Below are 17,807 nucleotides of genomic sequence, written 5' to 3'. Positions count from 1 at the left end.
CCACCCAAGGACCCGAGGAGATACGAGAACCGTGACGGACATCGTCGACGAACTGAAGTGGCGGGGGCTGATCGCCCTCTCCACCGACGAGGACGCATTGCGCAAGGCGTTCGCGGACGGTCCCGTCACGTTCTATTGCGGCTTCGACCCGACCGCGCCCAGCCTGCATCTCGGCAACCTCGTGCAGATCCTCACGATGCGGCGGATCCAGGGGGCGGGCCACCGTCCGCTGGGCCTGGTGGGCGGTGCGACCGGTCTGATCGGTGACCCGAAGCCGAACTCCGAGCGCACGCTGAACTCGCCCGAGGTCGTCGCCGAGTGGGTGGAGCGGCTGCGCGCGCAGATCGCCCCGCTGCTGGACTTCGAGGGCCCGAACGCCGCGGTGATGGTCAACAACCTGGACTGGACCCAGGGCATGTCGGCCATCGAGTTCCTGCGCGACATGGGCAAGCACTTCCGGGTCAACAAGATGATCGCCAAGGAGGCCGTCTCGCGTCGCCTGAACTCCGACGCCGGCATCAGCTACACGGAGTTCAGCTACCAGATCCTTCAGGGCATGGACTTCCTGGAGCTGTACCGGAGGTTCGGCTGCACCCTGCAGACCGGCGGCAGCGACCAGTGGGGCAATCTCACCTCGGGTACGGACCTGATCCACCGGGTCGAGCCGGAGGCCGTGGTGCACGCGCTCGGCACCCCGCTGATCACCAAGGCGGACGGCACCAAGTTCGGCAAGACGGAGTCCGGCACGGTCTGGCTGGATCCCGAGATGACCACGCCGTACGCGTTCTACCAGTTCTGGCTGAACGCGGACGACCGGGACGTCTCCAAGTTCCTGCGCATCTTCAGCTTCCGGTCCCATGAGGAGATCGAGGAGCTGGAGCGGCAGACCGAGGAGCGCCCGCAGGCCCGCGCGGCACAGCGCGCGCTCGCCGAGGAGCTGACCACGCTGGTGCACGGCGCCGACCAGACGGCCGCCGTGATCGCCGCGTCCAGGGCCCTGTTCGGCCAGGGCGAACTGGCGGAGCTCGACGCGAAGACGCTGGCCGCGGCCCTCTCCGAGGTGCCGCACATCCAGGTCGCCGAGCTGGGCCCGGTGGTGGACCTCTTCGCGGAGGTCGGCCTGGTGGCCAGCAAGTCGGCCGCGCGCCGCACGGTCAAGGAGGGCGGTGCCTACGTGAACAACGCGAAGGTCGCCGCGGAGGACGCGGTTCCCGCCCGGGAGGACCTGCTGCACGGGCGCTGGCTGGTGCTGCGCCGCGGCAAGAAGAACCTGGCCGCGGTGGAGGTCACGGGCGCCTGAGCCCGCGCGTGCGGACGCATGACCGAGGGGGCGGCTCCGTCAAGGGGCCGCCCCCTCGCTCGTACCTTCGTGCCGTCGCTCGTAGCGCCGTGCCGCACGGCCGTACGGCCGTGCGGTCAAGCCGTCCGCCATGCGGTCAGGCCGTCCGCGGTCCCGTCGGGCCGAGAGGCCGTCCGTGGACCCGTCAGGCCGTTCGCCGGGCCGCCGCCCTGCCGTCCCGCGCCGTCCCGTCAGGTCCCCGCCGTGGTCTCAGGCCCGCTGCCGGTTGCCACGCAGCGACATGTAGACCATGTCGCCCAGGAAGACGATGACGATGGCGGCCACCAGTTGCAGCGCGTGCCGGCCCCAGTCGATGCCCCTTGTCTGGGCGATGCCGAGCCAGCCCGCGATGGCGTTGCCGACGATCGCGCCGATGATGCCGAAGATGGTGGTCAGCCAGAGCGGACTGTGCTGCTTGCCCGGAAGGATCGCCTTGGCCAGCAGGCCGAGCACGAAGCCCACGATGATCGCCCACAACCAGCCCATGTCTGCCTCCTAGTACGGCTCCGCGTGAGCAGTACGGCCAGTCTCGGCGCGGCCCGCGTACGGCGCATGTCGGGCTCGGCCATACGCGGTACGACGCATCGGGTCCCCTCGGACCGGACCCCGCCCCGGTCTCGAAGGCGGCGCAGGCGCGGCGTAACGTGGAACCTGTTCGGGCCCGCCTCCCTGACCGGGTCCGGGCGGGTACGGGCGCGGGAGAGTCCGACACAGGCAGGTGGTGGCACATGCTGCGGAAGCAGAGCGACGGTCAGGTCTTCCGGATCACCGGGGCCAGGCAGGGGCTCGACGAGGACGTCCGCGGCAGACAGCGCCGTTACATCATCTCGATGTCCGTCCGTACGGTCTCCGTGATCCTGGCGGCCACCCTCTGGAACGTCGAACGGCACGTCGCCGTCGTCGCGCTGGTGCTCGGGATCCTGCTCCCCTATGCCGCCGTGGTGATCGCCAACGCCGGCCGTGAGAACGCGCCGTCGCTCCCCTCCACCTTCGTCACCCTCCCTGGCCCCGCGATGATCGCCCCGCCCCGTCCGGACGCCTTCACGAAGCCGGTTCCGGAAGATGTGGCCGCCGACGGCGGGGCACGGCCGGGGGCCTCCCGAGCGGGCGCGCCGGACTCCGAATCACCCCTCGCCTGACCACGGACGATCCGCCGAAAACGGAATCGCACCGCGCGCCAAGCTCAAGAAAAGCTCAGATCAATCATGTTGTTCCGGTGCCGGGCAGCGGGTTACCCGTGACATACTTCGTACGCGCTCCGCATCCCCCGTCGGAGCGACAGACCGACGCCGGGCAGCTCCCCCCGTGGCTGCTCGGCGTCGCCTTTTGGGAGCCGATCCGGGACCGGATCAGAGGCATCTCGAAGGGCGGATCGGGGCCCGTTCGAAGAGTGATCGAGGGTCCCGCCGAAGGCCGGTCGAGAACCCGCTCCCGGCCCTCGACGGAGTCCTCCGGAGTCCGTTCGCGGCCCGTCCGGGGTCCGTTCGGAGCGGGTCTCGAAGCCGCCTAGGGTTGAGGCGTGAACTTCCCGCTCTTCGACCCGTCTCCCGCCCCCGTCACTCCGCAGTGCTCCGCCAAGGCCTGCCGCGCCGACGCGGTGTGGGTGCTCGCCTGGAACAACCCGAAGCTGCACACGCCCGAGCGCCGCAAGACATGGCTCGCGTGCGACGAGCACCGCGAGCACCTGTCCGAGTTCCTCGGTGTGCGCGGATTCCTGAAGGACGTGGTCCCGCTGGCGGACTGGGCGGCCCCCGGCACCTGAGCGTGCCCCCGGCGGGGCCGTCTCAGCCGCCGATCGCCGACATCGGGCGCGACGGTTGCAGGAACGACGGATCGTCCAGGCCGGAGCCCGCCTTCTTCCCCCACATCGCCAGGCGCCAGATACGGGCGATCTCCTCGTCCGGGGCCTCCGAGCGCAGCGCGGCGCGCAGATCGGTCTCCTCGGTGGCGAACAGACACGTGCGTATCTGGCCGTCGGCCGTCAGACGCGTACGGTCGCAGGCCGCGCAGAACGGGCGGGTCACGGAGGCGATCACACCGACGCGGTGCGGGCCGCCGTCGACCAGCCAGCGCTCGGCCGGGGCGGAACCACGCTCGCCGGCACCCTCCTCCGCGAGTTCGAAGCGCGTGCGCAGCGAGTCGAGGATGTCACCGGCGGTGACCATGCCGTCGCGCTTCCAGCCGTGCTGGGCGTCCAGGGGCATCTGCTCGATGAAGCGCAGCTCGTAGCCGTGCGCGACGGCCCAGGCGAGCAGGTCCGGGGCCTCGTCGTCGTTCAGGCCCGGCATCAGGACCGTGTTGACCTTGACCGGGGTCAGTCCCGCGTCGTGGGCGGCTTCGAGGCCCGCGACGACGTCGTGATGACGGTCCCGGCGGGTGAGGATCTTGAAGACCTCCGGGCGCAGCGTGTCCAGTGACACGTTCACCCGGTCCAGTCCCGCCGCCTTCAGGGCGGCCGCGGTGCGCTTGAGGCCGATGCCGTTGGTGGTCAGGGACATCTTCGGGCGGGGGGTGAGGGCCCCGGCCCGCTCCACGATGCCGACCAGGCCGGGGCGCAACAGGGGTTCACCGCCGGTGAAGCGGACCTCGGTGATGCCGAGACGGGTGACGGCGATCCCGATGAGGCGGACGATCTCGTCGTCCGTGAGCAGATCGGGTTTGGACAGCCACTGCAGGCCCTCTTCGGGCATGCAGTACGTGCACCTCAGATTGCATTTGTCGGTCAGGGAGACGCGCAGGTCGGTGGCTACCCGGCCATAGGTGTCGATGAGCATGTGGGCCCCCTCCCTCGGTGCGGATCATCCTTACCCGGCACGATCGAGCCTACGTGACAGGACGGACATCCAGAGCGGCCGGATCCCACGAGGTACGGCGCGGCCGCGTCGTAGGGATCTACGACGCGGCCGTCGGCGAGGGGCGTCAGTGCGCTCCGGTGCCCGTCAGGGAGCGGACCTCCAGCTCGGCGTACTTGCCGGTGTCGGGCTCCTCCTTGGACAGCAGGGTGCCCAGCCAGCCCAGCAGGAAGCCGACCGGGATCGAGATGATGCCGGGGTTCTCCAGCGGGAACCAGTGGAAGTCGACGTCCGGGAACATCGAGGTGGGTTTGCCGGAGACGACGGGCGAGAACAGCACCAGACCGACCGCCGTGACGAGGCCGCCGTAGATCGACCAGAGGGCGCCCGGGGTGGTGAACCGCTTCCAGAAGAGGCTGAAGAGGATCGTCGGCAGGTTGGCGGACGCGGCGACCGCGAAGGCGAGGGCGACCAGACCTGCGACGTTGAGGTCGCGGGCGAGGGCGCCCAGGAGGATGGACACGGCGCCGATGCCGACCGTCGCGTACCGGGCCGCCCTGATCTCGTCCTTCTCGTCGGCCTTCCCCTTCTTGATGACGTTCGCGTAGATGTCGTGCGCGAACGACGAGGAGGAGGCCAGCGTCAGGCCCGCGACGACCGCGAGGATGGTGGCGAAGGCGACGGCGGAGATGGAGGCGAGCAGGATGGCGCCCCAGTCGGAGTCGACGCCTCCCAGGTGGAGTGCCAGCAGGGGCGCGGCCGTGTTGCCGGCCTTGTTGGAGGCGATGATCTCGTCGGGTTTGATCAGCGCGGCGGCGCCGAAGCCGAGGGCGAGGGTCATCAGGTAGAAGGCGCCGATGAGGCCGATCGCCCAGTTCACGGACTTCCGCGCGGTCTTGGCCGTGGGCACGGTGTAGAAGCGGATCAGGATGTGCGGAAGGCCGGCGGTGCCCAGCACCAGGGCCATGCCCAGGGAGAGGAAGTCCAGCTTGGTCGTGGAGGTGGCGCCGTATTTCAGGCCCGGCTCCAGGAAGGGCGCGCCCTTGCCGCTGTTGTCGGCCGCCTTGCCGAGCAGGTCGGAGATGTTGAAGTTGAACTTCAGCAGGACCAGGAAGGTGAGCAGCAGCGCGCCGATGATCAGCAGGACGGCCTTGACCATCTGCACCCAGGTGGTGCCCTTCATGCCGCCGATGGTCACGTAGACGATCATCAGGACGCCGACGAGGGCGACGATGGCGACCTTGCCGCCGTCGCTGGTGATGCCGAGGAGCAGCGAGACCAGGACGCCCGCGCCGGCCATCTGGGCCAGCAGGTAGAAGATCGACACGACGATCGTGGAGGTGCCGGCCGCCGTCCGTACCGGGCGCTGGCGCATGCGGTACGCCAGGACGTCGCCCATCGTGTACCGGCCGGAGTTGCGCAGCGGTTCGGCGACCAGGAGCAGGGCCACCAGCCAGGCCACGAGGAAGCCGATGGAGTACAGGAAGCCGTCGTAGCCGAAGAGGGCGATGGCGCCGGCGATGCCGAGGAAGGAGGCCGCGGACATGTAGTCGCCGGAGACGGCCAGTCCGTTCTGGAATCCGGTGAACTGGCGGCCGCCCGCGTAGAAGTCGGCGGCGTCCTTGGTCTGGCGGCCCGCCCAGACGGTGATGACGAGGGTCGCGGCGACGAACACCGAGAACAGGGTGATGATCAGTGGCCGGTGCTGACTTGCTTCACCGGCCGCGAGCAGGGTCGGTACGGAGCTCATGCGCCGCCCTCCATCCGGGACTTGATGGCCTCGGCCTTGGGGTCGAGCTGCGCGGCCGCGTGCCGCGAGTACCACCAGGCGATGAGGAACGTGGTGAGGAACTGGGCGAGCCCGAGGACCAGGGCGACGTTGACGTTGCCGGCCACCTTGGTGCCCATGAAGTCGCCCGCGTAGTTGGAGAGCAGGACGTACAGCAGGTACCAGGCGATGAAGCCGACGGTCAGGGGGAAGGCGAAGGAGCGGTGCGAGCGGCGCAGTTCGGCGAACTCGGCGCTCTGCTGCACCTCCGCGAACTCCTCGGTCGAGGGCAGCCCGGGATCGGCCTTCGAGGGGGGCGGTGCGTCGGTAGCCACGGAGTCTCCTCGCGTTGCGGGTGCGGATGTGACGGTGGGCGGGGCGAGTTGGGGGCTCGCGGACCAGGGCGGGTCGGGCGCGGACGTTGTGTGAACCTCACAGTGGCACGGATCACGTTGACCTGATGGAGAGAGTGTGCCTCGGGTGTGATCCGCCGGGAGCCCGAGCGGGCTCGCGCTCCCGTCCAAGGTCACGGCGCGGCGCGTGGACCGGTTCAACTCCCCGGAGTTCTTTCGGAAGTCGTCTCCCGCTCGTTTCGGAAGTCATCTCCGGAAATCGTTGCTGGCCAGCTCGGACGGGAGATAGCTTCGGCCTGCACCACTCGTCATGTACCTGCCCGAGCACTCCGTGTGTTCGGGCGGCTTCGTTCCAGATGATGTGGAGATCCCATGGCTCATCTGCGATCCAGACGCCGGCTCGCCCTCGCGGTTCCGGTCGTCCTGTCGCTCACCGCCTCGCTCGGGTTCCTGCCGGGCGCCGCGTCGGCCGCACCACTCACCGCGTCCGCCGCCACCCGCGCGGACGGCCCGAATCTGGCGTACGTGGTCAACACCAGGGCCGACCACCGCACCGTCGCGTCGGTGGAGAAGGCGATCACCGGGGCCGGCGGCACCGTCGTCATCGCCTACGAGCAGATCGGCGTGATCGTCGTCCACTCCGCCGACCCGGACTTCGGCCGGCGGATCCGCGCCGTGCGCGGGGTGCAGTCGGCGGGCGCGACCCGGACGGCGCCGCTGGCGGCCGCCGGGACGACGGACGAGGGCGCGGTGAAGGTGCTGTCGGCCGCGGAGGCCGCCAAGGTCTCCCGGAGCGCCGCGGCGGGCCAGGAGCCCCTGGAGGCCGACCAGTGGGACCTGCGCGCGATAGGCGCCGACAGGGCGGCGAGGACCGACCCCGGCAGCAAGAAGGTCACCGTCGCCGTGATCGACGTGGGTGTCGACGACACCCACCCCGACATCGCCGCGAACTTCTCCGCCTCCCAGTCCGCGAACTGTGTGGGCGGCAAGCCGGACACCACGTACGGCGCCTGGCGGCCGGTGGATGCCGACCACTACCACGGCACGCATGTCGCGGGTGAGATCGCCGCGGCCCGCAACGGCGTCGGTGTCGCGGGCGTGGCGCCGGGTGTGAGGGTCTCGGGCATCACGGTGGCCGAGCCGGACTCCACCCAGCTCTTCTACCCGGAGAGCGTCGTCTGCGCCTTCGTGTTCGCCGCCGACCACGGCGTGGAGATCACCAACAACAGCTATTACGTGGACCCCTGGCTCTACAACTGCCTGGACGACCCCGACCAGCGGGCGATCGTCGACGCGGTCAACAGGGCCCAGCTGTACGCCCAGCACAAGGGCACGCTCAACGTCGCCGCTGCCGGCAACTCCAACGACGACCTGGACGCGGACGCGCTCGCCGACGCGTCCAGCCCCGACGACTCGACGCCGGTCCCCCGCACCGTCGATCCGCACAAGTGCTTCGACGTACCGACCCAGTTGCCGGGTGTCGTCACGGTGAGCTCGACCGGTGTCACCGGGGCCAAGTCGTACTTCTCCAGCTACGGCAAGGGCGTCATCGACGTCGCGGCGCCCGGCGGTGACCGGTTCCAGATCCCGGACACCCCGTCGAAGAACGGCCGCATCCTGTCCACCCTGCCGAACAACCAGTACGGCTGGCTGCAGGGCACCTCGATGGCGACACCGCACGTCGCGGGCGTGGCCGCGCTGCTGAAGTCCAAGTACCCCTGGGCCGGTCCGGACACGCTCCAGCGGCTCCTGAAGGCCGAGGCGGACAACCCCGGTTGCCCGGCCGGCCCGTACGACGGGAACGGCGACGGCGTCGTCGACGCCACCTGCGTCGGCGACAAGCACCTGAACGGGTTCTACGGAGCCGGGATCGTCAACGCGCTGCGGGCGGTCAGGTAGACCGGCACGCGTATCGCTCCGGCGAGTCACCCCGTGTCACCAATACGTCTTTGACGCACGATTGGTGACACTCCGTCATCACAGTCGCCGGTGCCATGGCCGTCCACCGAGGACGGCCATGGCACCGGGGCGGAGCCGGCCGGCGAGGGACCCGGCGCCGAAGTCGGCGGCGACAGCGACGGGAGTGGGGCCGGGTACGGGAACGGGAACGGCGACACCGGGCACGCGTCGCCCATCTGGCACAGTGCCCGTATGACGCGACCGGCCACTGCCACGGAGTCCGTGTGGACCGCGCTGGGCGGCGACCCCGCGCTGCTGTCCCGGCTGTCGACGGCGGTCCGGGCGGGAACCCTCGACTCCCGGCTGCCCGTACGGGAGTTGGCGCGGGCGTGCGTGGGGGCGTGCGCGCTGGCGGCCGCCGAGCTGACCGCCGTCCGCACCGGAGGGAGCGTTCCCCCGGTACGGGTCGACGACGGGGCCGTCGCCACCGCGTTCGTCAGCGAGCGGCATCTGCTCGTCGACGGACGGACGCCGGTGAACTTCGCGCCGCTGTCCCGCTTCTGGCGGACCGCCGACGGCTGGGTGCGTACGCACGCCAACTATCCCCACCACCGGGCGCGACTGCTGGACGCGCTGGGGCTGGACACGGACGCGTCCGTGGAGACGGTCGCCGCCTGCCTCGCCGACCGTTCTGCCGTGGAGGTGGAGGACACCGTGTACGCGGCCGGGGGCCTGGCCGTCGCCCTGCGCACGGCCGCGGAGTGGGCGGCGCACGAGCAGGGGGCCGCCGTCGCGCGCCTCCCCCTGCTGAGCCGGGAGTCCGTCGCCGGGGCCGACCGGTCCGCGCCGCACGCGCCGGCCCGGCTCCCCGGTGATCCGCTGCGGCCCGCGGCCGGCGTCCGCGTGCTGGACCTCACCCGGGTCATCGCCGGCCCGGTCGCCACCCGCACCCTCGCCCTGCTGGGCGCCGACGTCCTGCGCGTGGACACACCGCGGCTGCCCGAGGACCCCGACGCGCACACCGACACGGGCTTCGGGAAACGTTCCGCGAAGCTCGACCTGGGCGTGCGCGCGGACCGCCGTACCTTCGAGGACCTGCTCGCCGAGGCCGACGTCGTGGTCACCGGATACCGGCCCGGCGCCCTCGACCGCTTCGCGCTCACACCGGAGGCGCTGGCCGTACGGCGGCCGGGCCTGGTGGTGGCGCAGTTGTCCGCGTGGGGCCGGAACGGGCCGTGGTCCGGGCGGCGGGGCTTCGACAGTCTGGTGCAGGCGGCCACCGGCATCGCCGCGATCGAGGGGTCCGCCGGGCGGCCGGGTGCGCTGCCCGCGCAGGCCCTCGACCACGGCACGGGGTATCTGCTGGCCGCCGCGGTGCTCAGGTCGCTCACCGAGCGGTCCTGGGAGGGCGGGACATTCCTCGTCCGGACGGCGCTCGCCCGGACGGCCGCTTGGCTGGTCCACGGGCTCGGACGCCCGGACGAGGAACGCCCGGACGAGGAACACCCGGACGAGGAACGCCCGCAGACCTCGTACGACCCGGGCCCCTGGCTCGCCGAGACCGACAGCGACCTGGGCCGGCTCCGGTACGCCAGGACGCCCGTCTCCTTCGCCGGCGGTCCGGCCGACTGGGCTCGGCCGCCCGGACGTTGGGGGACGGACGCGGCCCGGTGGGCCTGAGCCGCCGGGCCGTGGGCGGGCACCGGGGCCACCAGGAGGCACGTCGGGGGCGGCCTCCCGGCCGCCCGCAGCCCCCGGGCCGCCGGCCGGCGTCACCGGACACCGCCGGACCGCCGGACCGCCGGACCGCCGGACCGCCGGGAGCCGTCTTCCCGCCCGTCGGTGTCGGACCGTCAGCAGCCGTTGGTGACGAGCACCTTGAGGGCGGTGCGCTCGTCCATCGCCTTGTAGCCCTCGGGCACGCCCTCCAGGTCGACGGTGCGGTCGAAGACCGGCGACGGGTCGATGGTGCCGTCGAGGACGTCGGGCAGCAGCTCCGGGATGTACGCGCGCACCGGTGCGACACCGCCGCGCAGCGCGATGTTCCGGTCGAACATGACGCCCAGGTCGAGGCCCGTGCCACTGCCGTGCGGCACCCCGACGAAGCCGATGGCGCCGCCGTCGCGGGTGATGTTCACGGCCGTCCGCATGGACTGCTCGGTGCCGACCGCCTCCACGACGGCGTGCGCGCCCTGGCCCCTGGTCAGCTCGCGGACGGCCTCGACGGCCGCCTCGCCCCGTTCGGCGACGACGTCCGTGGCGCCGAAGCGGAGCGCGATGTCCGTACGCACCTGGTGGCGTCCGAGGGCGATGATCCGCTCGGCGCCCAGCCGCTTGGCGGCGAGGACGGCGCACAGGCCCACGGCACCGTCGCCGACGACCGCGACGGTGGCGCCCTTGCGGGCCCCCGCGCCGAGGGCCGCGTGATGGCCGGTGCCCATGACGTCGGACAGCGTCAGCAGCGCCGACAGCAGCCGGTCGTCGGAGGCCGCCTCCTTGGGCAGCTGGACGAGGGTCCCGTCGGCGAAGGGGACCCGCACGGCCTCGCCCTGCCCGCCGTCGTAGCCCACCGCGCCCCAGAAGCCACCGTGCTCGCACGAGGTGGTGAGCCCCTCGCGGCAGTAGTCGCAGACGCCGTCGGACCACATGAAGGGCGCGACCACGAGGTCGCCGCGCCGCACACCGGTCACGTCGGAGCCGGTCTCCTCGACGATGCCGAGGAACTCGTGGCCGATGCGCTGCCCCGGCTTGCGCGCCGCCTCACCGCGGTAGGCCCACAGGTCACTGCCGCAGATGCAGGACCGCAGCACCCGCACGACCGCGTCGGTCGGCAACTGCACCACGGGCTCGGGCACGTCCTCCACGCGCATGTCGAAAGGGGCGTGGATGGTGGTGGCGCGCATGACGAGGATCCTTCTCGGCTGATCGGCTGGGGTGAGATGCGCTCAGGGGGTGGTTGAGCGCATCTCACCGTACGCCGCCCTCGGCGCGCGACGCGCGCCGAGGGTGCCCAGTACTCCGCTGACCAGCGAGAACTGGGCGGCGGCGTAGGTCGACATGATCCAGAAGTCGGGTCTCGGGAGCTGCGGCCAGTCGGCGACGCCGGTGGCGATGAGCGTGTCCGAGAGCATGAAGAGCGCCCCGCCGGCGGCCGCGAGGGGTCCGAGTCCGGTGGCACCGTACGCCATCGCGGTCAGCAGCAGGCTGTAGCCGGCGACGGGGATCCGGAGGCCGGCGGGCAGGCCCGGCGTGAGCAGGGCCACCGTGGCGGTCAGGGCGACGGCGTAGCCGACGGCGAGCAGTGTTCCCCGCGCGCGTGCGGCCGGCCGGAACGGGACGGCTCCGCGGAAGAGGAGGAGATAGCAGACGTGTCCGGCCGCGAAGGAGGCCATCCCCGCCAGGAACGCCGGGTCGGCGTCGGACAGCAGCAGGACGTCGCCGCCCCACCCGCAGAGCAGGGCGGCGACCAGGAGCCGCGGTCCGCCGCGGGCGACCGTGTGGGCGGCGAGCAACGGCATCAGGAGGGGCTTGGCGACGAGGTGCCCGGGGGTGAATCCGGCGGCCAGCGAGACGAGGTCCACGAGGGCCGCCGCGCCGAAGGAGACGAGCAGCACGCGCGCGTGCCGTGGGCTCACGCGGCGGGCTCCGTGACCGGCTCGCGCTCGGTGCCCGTCGGGGCCGGCTGCCAGCCGGGGCCGCCGAAGACCCGGCCCGCACGCTCGCGCCAGCTCGCCGCCGCCCTCACGTCCCTGGCGATGGCCGCGTACTCGTGGGTGGCGACGCGCAGGGGGTTGTAGGTGGCGATGTTCTTGGTGAGTCCGTAGACGGGCCGCTCGGTCTCCGGGACGAAGGACCCGAAGAGCCGGTCCCACACGATGAGGATCCCGCCGAAGTTCCGGTCCAGGTAGCCGCCCTGGGAGGCGTGGTGCACCCGGTGGTGCGACGGCGTGTTGAAGACGAACTCGAACCAGCGGGGCATCCGGTCGATCCGCTCGGTGTGGATCCAGAACTGGTAGACGAGGTTCGCGGACGAGCAGAACGCGAGCGCCGCCGGGTGCACGCCGAGGGCGATGAGCGGCACGTAGAAGGGCCAGACGGTCCAGCTGGTCCAGGGCTGGCGCAGCGCGGTGGTGAGGTTGAACCTCCGGCTGGAGTGGTGGACGACATGGCAGGCCCACAGGATGCGGATGACGTGGTGTCCGCGGTGCGACCAGTAGTACAGGAAGTCCTGGCCCAGCAGCATCAGCGGGACGGTCCACCACAGTACGGGCACCCGCAGCGGCGTCAGTTCGTAGATCGCCGTGTAGAGCGCGACGATCGGGATCTTCCACAGGAAGTCGAAGACGAGGCTGCCGAGACCCATGCCGACGCTGGTGGCGGCGTCCTTCGCCTCGTACCCCGCGTCCTCCTCGTCCGGATGGATCCTGACGCTCACCATCTCGATCACGGTGAGCAGCACGAAGGCGGGTATCGACCACAGCACGACATCGGGCAGGTTCGGCATGGATGCACCGTAGGACGGCTGATCGGCCGCGGCTAGACGTTGTTACCGACAAGTATTACCGCCGGTACGCGCTTGCTTCTTGGTGATCTCCGCCAATGGACGGGCAGGTCCGGACCACAGGGCCACGGTGGCGCCCGCTCTCACGCCCCGGTCGCCCCCAGCAGCACCCCCGCCAGGTACGTGACGCCCATCGCCAGCGCTCCGCCCGCCATGTTGCGCAGGACCGCGTGACGCGGGTCCGCCGAGCCCAGGCGGGCGCTCACCCAGCCCGTGACGAACAGGGAGGCGAGGACGGAGACCACGGTGACGGGCAGGCGCAGACCGCTCGGCGGGAGGACGATCGCCAGCAACGGCAGCAGGGCGCCCACCGTGAAGGCCACGAAGCTCGCCCAGGCCGCGTGCCACGGGTTGGTGAGATCGTCGGGGTCGATGCCGAGCTCCACGCGCGCGTGGGCCTTGAGCGCGTCCCGTTCGGTGAGCTGCTGTGCCGCCTCGCGGGCCACGTCGCGCGACAGGCCGCGCTGCTCCAGGAGTTCGGTCAGCTCCTCGAGTTCGGCCTCGGGCTGCTCACTGAGTTCACGTCGTTCCGCCGCCAGCGCGGCCTTCTCGGAGTCCAGCTGGGTGGAGACCGAGACGTACTCGCCCGCCGCCATCGACATGGACCCGGCCAGCAGGCCCGCGAGCCCCGCCGTCAGCAGCGCGTTGCGGTCGTCGGTGGCGCCCGCGACGCCGACGACGAGACCCGCGGTGGAGACGATCCCGTCGTTGGCGCCCAGCACCCCGGCCCGCAGCCAGTTCAGCCGCGACCCGAGGGCTCCCTTGTGGGCCTCGTCGTGCGTCGCTTCGCTCACACGGCGAGGATCGCACCCCGCGCGTCACCACACGCGCACCGACCCTCCCTTCGCGAACACGGGGCTCGTCGCGTCGGCGGGCGGTTCGCCGAGCGGTTCGGCGAGTTCCGCCACCGTCGGTCCCACCTCGGCCGCGAGCGGCGCGAGACGCTCCAGGTCGAAGCCGTACACCCGGGCCGCGTTGCCGCCGACCATGGCGGCGACCTCCTCCCGCGGCAGGCCCGCGTAGGCGATCCGCAGCCCCTCGCGCGAGTAGGGGTGGGTGCCCTCGTCGTGCGGGTAGTCGCTGCCCCACATGATCTTGTCCAGGCCGATGCGGTCGCGCAGCGGCACCTCGTGCGGCCGCATGAAGCTCGCGCCGACCCAGCAGTTCTCGCGCCAGACCTGGGAGGGCCCCTTGCCCATCGACGCCCCGAGCCCCGCCCCGAACTTGGATTCGGCCGTGGCCGCCCCGGCCCCGGCGGCGACCAGTCGCCCGTGGTAGTAGTCCAGCATGTCGAGCACCCCGGGGATCCAGCCCGAACCCTGCTCGGTCAGCACCAGCCGCAGACCGGGGTTCCGGCGGAACGCGCCGCCGAACACCAGGTGCCACAGCGCGCGGTGCGAGAACCACGTCGTCTCCACCATGAAGACCGCCCGTGCGGCCGGCTCGTCGCCCAGCGGCGGCGACGCGGAGCCCGCGTGGTGGTTCACGGGCACGCCCAGCTCGGCGCAGGCCGCCCAGATCGGGTCGTACGCCGTCGAGTACAGCTCGGGCAGGCCCGACCCCGGGGGTGTGCCGGGCAGCAGGAGACCGCCGGTGAGCCCCGCGCCGGCCGCCCGGCGGATCTCCCGCACCGCCTCGTCGACGTCGTTCAGGAGGATCTGGAACACGCCCGCCCGGCGGCCCGGCGCGGCCGCGCAGAAGTCCGCCAGCCAGCGGTTGTGGGCACGCAGCCCGGCCCACCGCCGCGCGAACTCCGATGCCGTCGGCGCCGGTGCCGTCAGGGACGCCGACGGGAAGAAGGGCGGGATGGTGTTCGGGAAGACCACCTCCGCGACGATCCCGTCCCGCTCCAGTTCCGCGAGGCGCCGCCCCGAGTTCCAGTTCCTGTCCGCGGTGTCGGCGAGCAGGTCCTGGTAGGGGTTGACGTACGTGGCCGCCCACGCGTCGAACGCCTCGTGGTGCTCCTTCTCCAGGTAGGGCCGGTAGTCGAGGAGATCGGCGCCCGCGTGGCAGTCGGCGGAGATCACCGTGTACCGGTCGCCGTCCGTGGACGCCGCGGGGGTGCCGGGGGCGTGTGGGCTCATGGGGTGGTCCCCAGTACGGGGAAGTCGTGGCCGGTGAGCCAGTGGCGGCCCACCTCGCGCGAGCGTGCCCAGGACGCCGTCACGGCCGCCTGGTCCTCCGACTGGCCGAGGTCGGCCGGGGTCGGGCCGATGCGCCGGGCGAGCGGGGCCAGCTTCGCGGTGTCGAAGCCGAAGACCTCGGCGGCCGCGAGACCGAGCATGCGGCGGGTCTCCGCCACCGGGATGTCGTGGAAGGTCCGTGACAGCCACCCGCGCGTGTCGGGCCAGGTGCCCTCGGGGTGCGGGAAGTCGCTGCCCCACAGGATGTTGTCGACACCGATCTCGTAGCGCTGGGCGAGTTCGCGCCGCTTGGTGTTGGTGGCGCAGACGAACACCTGGCGGTCCAGGTACTCGTGCGGGGGCCGCTTCAGCTCCGCGAAGGGCGACAGCTTCTTGCCGCCGTGCGCCCCGAGGTAGAGGCGGTCCATGAACCAGAGGAGGTTCGGCAGCCACCAGCAGCCCGACTCCGCGACGCCGAACCTGAGGCCCGGGTGCCGCTCGAAGACTCCCGACCAGAGCAGGAACCACAGCGGCCGCGCCGGCCACCACGTCACCTCGCTCACGTAGATGCCGAGGTGGTCGCCGTACTCGTGGCGCGGCGCCGCCCCGGAGTGGGTGACCACCGGGAGCCCGCACTCGGCGGCCGCGGCCCATACCGGGTCGTAACGGCGGTCGTGGTAGGGCGCCTTGTCGACCCACATGGCGGGGATCATCAGGGCCCCGAGCCCCGACTCCTTGGCGCGGTACACCTCCGCGACGACCCGGTCGGTCTCCGCCGTGACGGGCAGCAGCGCGACCCCGCGGTGCCGTTCGGGGTTCTCGCCGACGAACTCCGCGAGCCAGCGGTTGTGCGCCCGCGCGCCCGCCATGCCGAGCGCCGGGTCCTGGTCGCCGGAGAGACCGAGGCCCACGCCGAAGGGGGCGGCCGTCCGGCTGTCCACGGCGTCGGCGTCCGGGAAGACCACCTCACCGGCCACCCCGTCACCGTCCAGTTCCTTCAGCCGCTGCCCGGTGTCCCAACCGCCGCGCAGGCCCTCCTCGTTGTCCTGGAACCACTTGTCCGCGAACGCCTCGTTGCGGACGCCGAGCCGGGTCATCTCCTCGCGGCGCCGGTCCCGGCCCGCGAGGAACTCGTCGAAGTCCCGGTGGAAACGGGAGTCGAGATAGGGCCGGTACTCCTCGGTGGGGAGCCCGGCGTGACAGTCGGAGGAGATGATCAGGTAGGGATCCAGGTCGGTCATCGCCCGCCTCCTCAGTCCAGGATGAAGTGTTCGAGGTACGACGGGTCCGCGCGGTCGAGCATCGACTGCGAGCGCGCGCGGATCTGCCGGTCGCTGTGCTCGCTCTGCGGCAGCAGCCAGAAACGGTCCGCCGCGATGCCGTCCGCCACCAGGTCGGCGACCTCCTCGACCGGCGTGAACCGCACCTCCCGTCCGGCCTCCCGCATCGCGGTCTCCCACTGGTCGAGGCTGCGGTACGGGGTCCTGCGCGGCCGCTGTTTCGCGTACCGCGACGGCCGGTTGCGGTGCGACTCCCACAGCCCGGTGCGGAGCATGTGCGGCCCGGGGAAGAGCACGGACGCTCCCACCCGCGCGTGTTCCGCCCTCAGGTGCGCGTAGAGGGACTCGGTCATGGTCACGACGGCGGCCTTGGTGACGGCGTAGACGGACGCCGTGGGCAGCGGGGCGATCCCGCCGTCGCCGGACGAGGTGTTGACGACGTGACCCGGTTCTCCCCCGGCGATCATCCTCGGCACGAACGCCTGGATGCCGTGGAAGACGCCCCAGACGTTGACGGCGAAGGCCCACTTCCAGTCGTTCGGGTCGTGCTCCCACATGCGGCCCTCGGCGCCGGAGCCGACCCCGGCGTTGTTGCACAGGACGTGGACGGCGCCGTACCTCCCGTAGACGTCCTCGGCGAGCGCGACGACGTCCGCGCGCTCCCCGACGTCGACCACGCGCGCGTGCACCTCGGCCCCGTCCTGACGCAGCCCGCCCGCCGCCTTCTCCAGCGCGCCCTCCTCGACGTCCGCGAGGACCACCTTCAGACCCTCGGCCGCGAACCGGCGCGCCATGGCCAGTCCGATGCCGCTCGCCGCGCCGGTGACGACGGCGACCTGTCCCGCCGCGAGCCGCATCAGACGCTCCCCTCGGGCGGACCGTCGAGGATCTGCCGCGGATCGTCGTAACGCTGGTGGACGTAGGGCAGCAGGGCCCGCGCGTCGACGTGCTCGACGACCCGGCCCCGCTGGCCGGTGGTCTTCTCGCCGAGGGTGATCCCGACGAGTTCACGGACGGGGAGGTCGGCGACCGGGTCGTACATCGACTCGCGCAGGACGACGTCGCCGGTGACGCGCTCCAGCCTGCGCACCCTCTCGTCGCGCAGGCAGTGCACGAGGACGGGACCCGCGTCGAAACCCGAACCGTCGACCCCGGGAAGGAACTTGAAGTAGAAGTCGGTCTTCGTGGCGGGCTCGGGCAGCGGCAGGTCCCCGCTCACCGCGCCCCGCACCTCGACGAACGCGATGCCGTGCCGGGCGAGCACCGCGCGCACCACGAGTCCGTCCCGCTCGACGGTCACCTCGCCGAGTTTCTTGGGTTCGCCGTAGACCTCGCGGCCGCCGATCAGGGCGCGTTCGTGGGTCATGGGCATCACGAGCGGATACCAGCCCTCGACCCCGTCGTGCGCCGCGGCGACGGCGAACGAGCCTGCGCCTAAAGGGTATCCGGGCAGGTCGACCTTGCTGATGTTCACCCGCACCAAAGGCCGCGTGGTGGGTTTGAGCGGGGGCGGCAGGACCGCCGCGACCGCGTCCGGATCACTCTCCCAGACGGCCACCACACCGGTGGACCAGATGTCGGGGAGCCTGGCGCCCGCGGCCCGCGCGGCGGCGATCTCCGCCTCGCTCCGCGCGCCGTACCTCACTCGTGCCATGTCGTACCGCCCTTCCCTGATGGGCCGTCAGCTGTAAC

The 17,807-nt window shown here is 71.8% G+C and carries 17 protein-coding genes; 5 read left to right on the top strand and 12 right to left on the bottom strand.

Annotated features, from left to right (window positions below; genetic code table 11):
• Positions 1-31 precede the first annotated feature (31 nt).
• Positions 32-1,300, top strand: coding sequence for a tyrosine--tRNA ligase (gene tyrS, locus GFH48_RS30665; protein WP_153291346.1), 1,269 nt, complete (start codon positions 32-34; stop codon positions 1,298-1,300).
• Between the two features lie 249 nt (positions 1,301-1,549).
• Here tyrS and GFH48_RS30660 read toward each other — a convergent pair whose 3' ends face one another.
• Complete coding sequence (locus GFH48_RS30660; protein ID WP_153291345.1) at positions 1,550-1,825, bottom strand: GlsB/YeaQ/YmgE family stress response membrane protein; 276 nt, start codon at positions 1,823-1,825, stop codon at positions 1,550-1,552.
• 242 nt (positions 1,826-2,067) lie between these two features.
• On the opposite strand from GFH48_RS30660, the gene GFH48_RS30655 reads away from it, so the two are divergent.
• Positions 2,068-2,478 (top strand): DUF3099 domain-containing protein, encoded by a 411-nt coding sequence (locus GFH48_RS30655; RefSeq protein WP_194280723.1) that lies wholly within the window; start codon positions 2,068-2,070, stop codon positions 2,476-2,478.
• Between the two features lie 380 nt (positions 2,479-2,858).
• Positions 2,859-3,101, top strand: a complete 243-nt coding sequence (locus GFH48_RS30650) for a hypothetical protein (protein ID WP_153291343.1) — start codon at positions 2,859-2,861, stop codon at positions 3,099-3,101.
• Positions 3,102-3,123: 22 nt separating this feature from the next.
• On the opposite strand, the gene moaA is transcribed toward GFH48_RS30650, so the two are convergent.
• The 3 genes from moaA to GFH48_RS30635 form a co-directional block, all read right to left on the bottom strand.
• Positions 3,124-4,113: a GTP 3',8-cyclase MoaA gene (gene moaA, locus GFH48_RS30645; RefSeq protein ID WP_153291342.1), complete on the bottom strand. Its 990-nt coding sequence runs from the start codon at positions 4,111-4,113 to the stop codon at positions 3,124-3,126.
• Between the two features lie 145 nt (positions 4,114-4,258).
• A complete protein-coding gene (locus tag GFH48_RS30640) occupies positions 4,259-5,881 on the bottom strand; it encodes a solute symporter family protein (protein WP_153291341.1) in 1,623 nt (540 codons plus the stop codon).
• Complete coding sequence (locus GFH48_RS30635; RefSeq protein WP_153291340.1) at positions 5,878-6,234, bottom strand: DUF485 domain-containing protein; 357 nt, start codon at positions 6,232-6,234, stop codon at positions 5,878-5,880. Before GFH48_RS30635 ends, GFH48_RS30640 begins: the two co-directional genes overlap by 4 nt.
• Positions 6,235-6,624: 390 nt before the next feature.
• On the opposite strand from GFH48_RS30635, the gene GFH48_RS30630 reads away from it, so the two are divergent.
• Complete coding sequence (locus GFH48_RS30630) at positions 6,625-8,151, top strand: S8 family peptidase (RefSeq protein WP_153291339.1); 1,527 nt, start codon at positions 6,625-6,627, stop codon at positions 8,149-8,151.
• 252 nt (positions 8,152-8,403) lie between these two features.
• Complete coding sequence (locus tag GFH48_RS30625) at positions 8,404-9,831, top strand: CoA transferase (protein ID WP_153291338.1); 1,428 nt, start codon at positions 8,404-8,406, stop codon at positions 9,829-9,831.
• Between the two features lie 173 nt (positions 9,832-10,004).
• Here the strand turns inward: GFH48_RS30625 and GFH48_RS30620 are convergent, their stop codons facing one another.
• The 8 genes from GFH48_RS30620 to GFH48_RS30585 form a co-directional block, all read right to left on the bottom strand.
• Positions 10,005-11,054, bottom strand: coding sequence for a zinc-dependent alcohol dehydrogenase family protein (locus tag GFH48_RS30620; protein ID WP_153291337.1), 1,050 nt, complete (start codon positions 11,052-11,054; stop codon positions 10,005-10,007).
• A gap of 42 nt (positions 11,055-11,096) precedes the next feature.
• On the bottom strand, positions 11,097-11,786 hold the full coding sequence (locus GFH48_RS30615; protein ID WP_153291336.1) for a lysoplasmalogenase: 690 nt from the start codon (positions 11,784-11,786) through the stop codon (positions 11,097-11,099).
• Positions 11,783-12,655, bottom strand: a complete 873-nt coding sequence (locus GFH48_RS30610) for a sterol desaturase family protein (RefSeq protein ID WP_153291335.1) — start codon at positions 12,653-12,655, stop codon at positions 11,783-11,785. The genes GFH48_RS30615 and GFH48_RS30610 overlap by 4 nt, the downstream gene beginning before the upstream one ends.
• Positions 12,656-12,795: 140 nt before the next feature.
• Complete coding sequence (locus tag GFH48_RS30605; RefSeq protein ID WP_153291334.1) at positions 12,796-13,506, bottom strand: VIT1/CCC1 transporter family protein; 711 nt, start codon at positions 13,504-13,506, stop codon at positions 12,796-12,798.
• A 24-nt stretch (positions 13,507-13,530) separates the two neighbouring features.
• A complete protein-coding gene (locus tag GFH48_RS30600; RefSeq protein WP_153291333.1) occupies positions 13,531-14,796 on the bottom strand; it encodes an amidohydrolase family protein in 1,266 nt (421 codons plus the stop codon).
• A complete protein-coding gene (locus GFH48_RS30595) occupies positions 14,793-16,076 on the bottom strand; it encodes an amidohydrolase family protein (protein ID WP_153291332.1) in 1,284 nt (427 codons plus the stop codon). Before GFH48_RS30595 ends, GFH48_RS30600 begins: the two co-directional genes overlap by 4 nt.
• An 11-nt stretch (positions 16,077-16,087) precedes the next feature.
• Positions 16,088-16,972 carry an SDR family NAD(P)-dependent oxidoreductase gene (locus GFH48_RS30590; RefSeq protein ID WP_153291331.1) on the bottom strand — a complete coding sequence of 295 codons (885 nt, stop codon included), beginning with the start codon at positions 16,970-16,972 and terminating at the stop codon, positions 16,088-16,090.
• Positions 16,972-17,769, bottom strand: coding sequence for an acetoacetate decarboxylase family protein (locus tag GFH48_RS30585; protein ID WP_153291330.1), 798 nt, complete (start codon positions 17,767-17,769; stop codon positions 16,972-16,974). Before GFH48_RS30585 ends, GFH48_RS30590 begins: the two co-directional genes overlap by 1 nt.
• Between the last annotated feature and the right edge of the window lie 38 nt (positions 17,770-17,807).

The organism is Streptomyces fagopyri, from assembly GCF_009498275.1.
GTDB classification, from domain to species: Bacteria; Actinomycetota; Actinomycetes; order Streptomycetales; family Streptomycetaceae; genus Streptomyces; species Streptomyces fagopyri.
Note: the sequence above shows the minus strand (reverse complement) of the source record. Positions and strands in the feature narration are given on the sequence as shown.

Coding starts and splice junctions, on each gene's coding strand:
- GFH48_RS30655 (WP_194280723.1), top strand. CDS start 2,068: ATGCTGCGGAAGCAGAGCGACGGTCAGGTCTTCCGGATCACCGGGGCC.
- GFH48_RS30585 (WP_153291330.1), bottom strand. CDS start 17,769: ATGGCACGAGTGAGGTACGGCGCGCGGAGCGAGGCGGAGATCGCCGCC.
- GFH48_RS30590 (WP_153291331.1), bottom strand. CDS start 16,972: ATGCGGCTCGCGGCGGGACAGGTCGCCGTCGTCACCGGCGCGGCGAGC.
- GFH48_RS30630 (WP_153291339.1), top strand. CDS start 6,625: ATGGCTCATCTGCGATCCAGACGCCGGCTCGCCCTCGCGGTTCCGGTC.
- GFH48_RS30610 (WP_153291335.1), bottom strand. CDS start 12,655: ATGCCGAACCTGCCCGATGTCGTGCTGTGGTCGATACCCGCCTTCGTG.
- moaA (WP_153291342.1), bottom strand. CDS start 4,113: ATGCTCATCGACACCTATGGCCGGGTAGCCACCGACCTGCGCGTCTCC.
- GFH48_RS30660 (WP_153291345.1), bottom strand. CDS start 1,825: ATGGGCTGGTTGTGGGCGATCATCGTGGGCTTCGTGCTCGGCCTGCTG.
- GFH48_RS30640 (WP_153291341.1), bottom strand. CDS start 5,881: ATGAGCTCCGTACCGACCCTGCTCGCGGCCGGTGAAGCAAGTCAGCAC.
- GFH48_RS30620 (WP_153291337.1), bottom strand. CDS start 11,054: ATGCGCGCCACCACCATCCACGCCCCTTTCGACATGCGCGTGGAGGAC.
- GFH48_RS30625 (WP_153291338.1), top strand. CDS start 8,404: ATGACGCGACCGGCCACTGCCACGGAGTCCGTGTGGACCGCGCTGGGC.
- GFH48_RS30600 (WP_153291333.1), bottom strand. CDS start 14,796: ATGAGCCCACACGCCCCCGGCACCCCCGCGGCGTCCACGGACGGCGAC.
- GFH48_RS30595 (WP_153291332.1), bottom strand. CDS start 16,076: ATGACCGACCTGGATCCCTACCTGATCATCTCCTCCGACTGTCACGCC.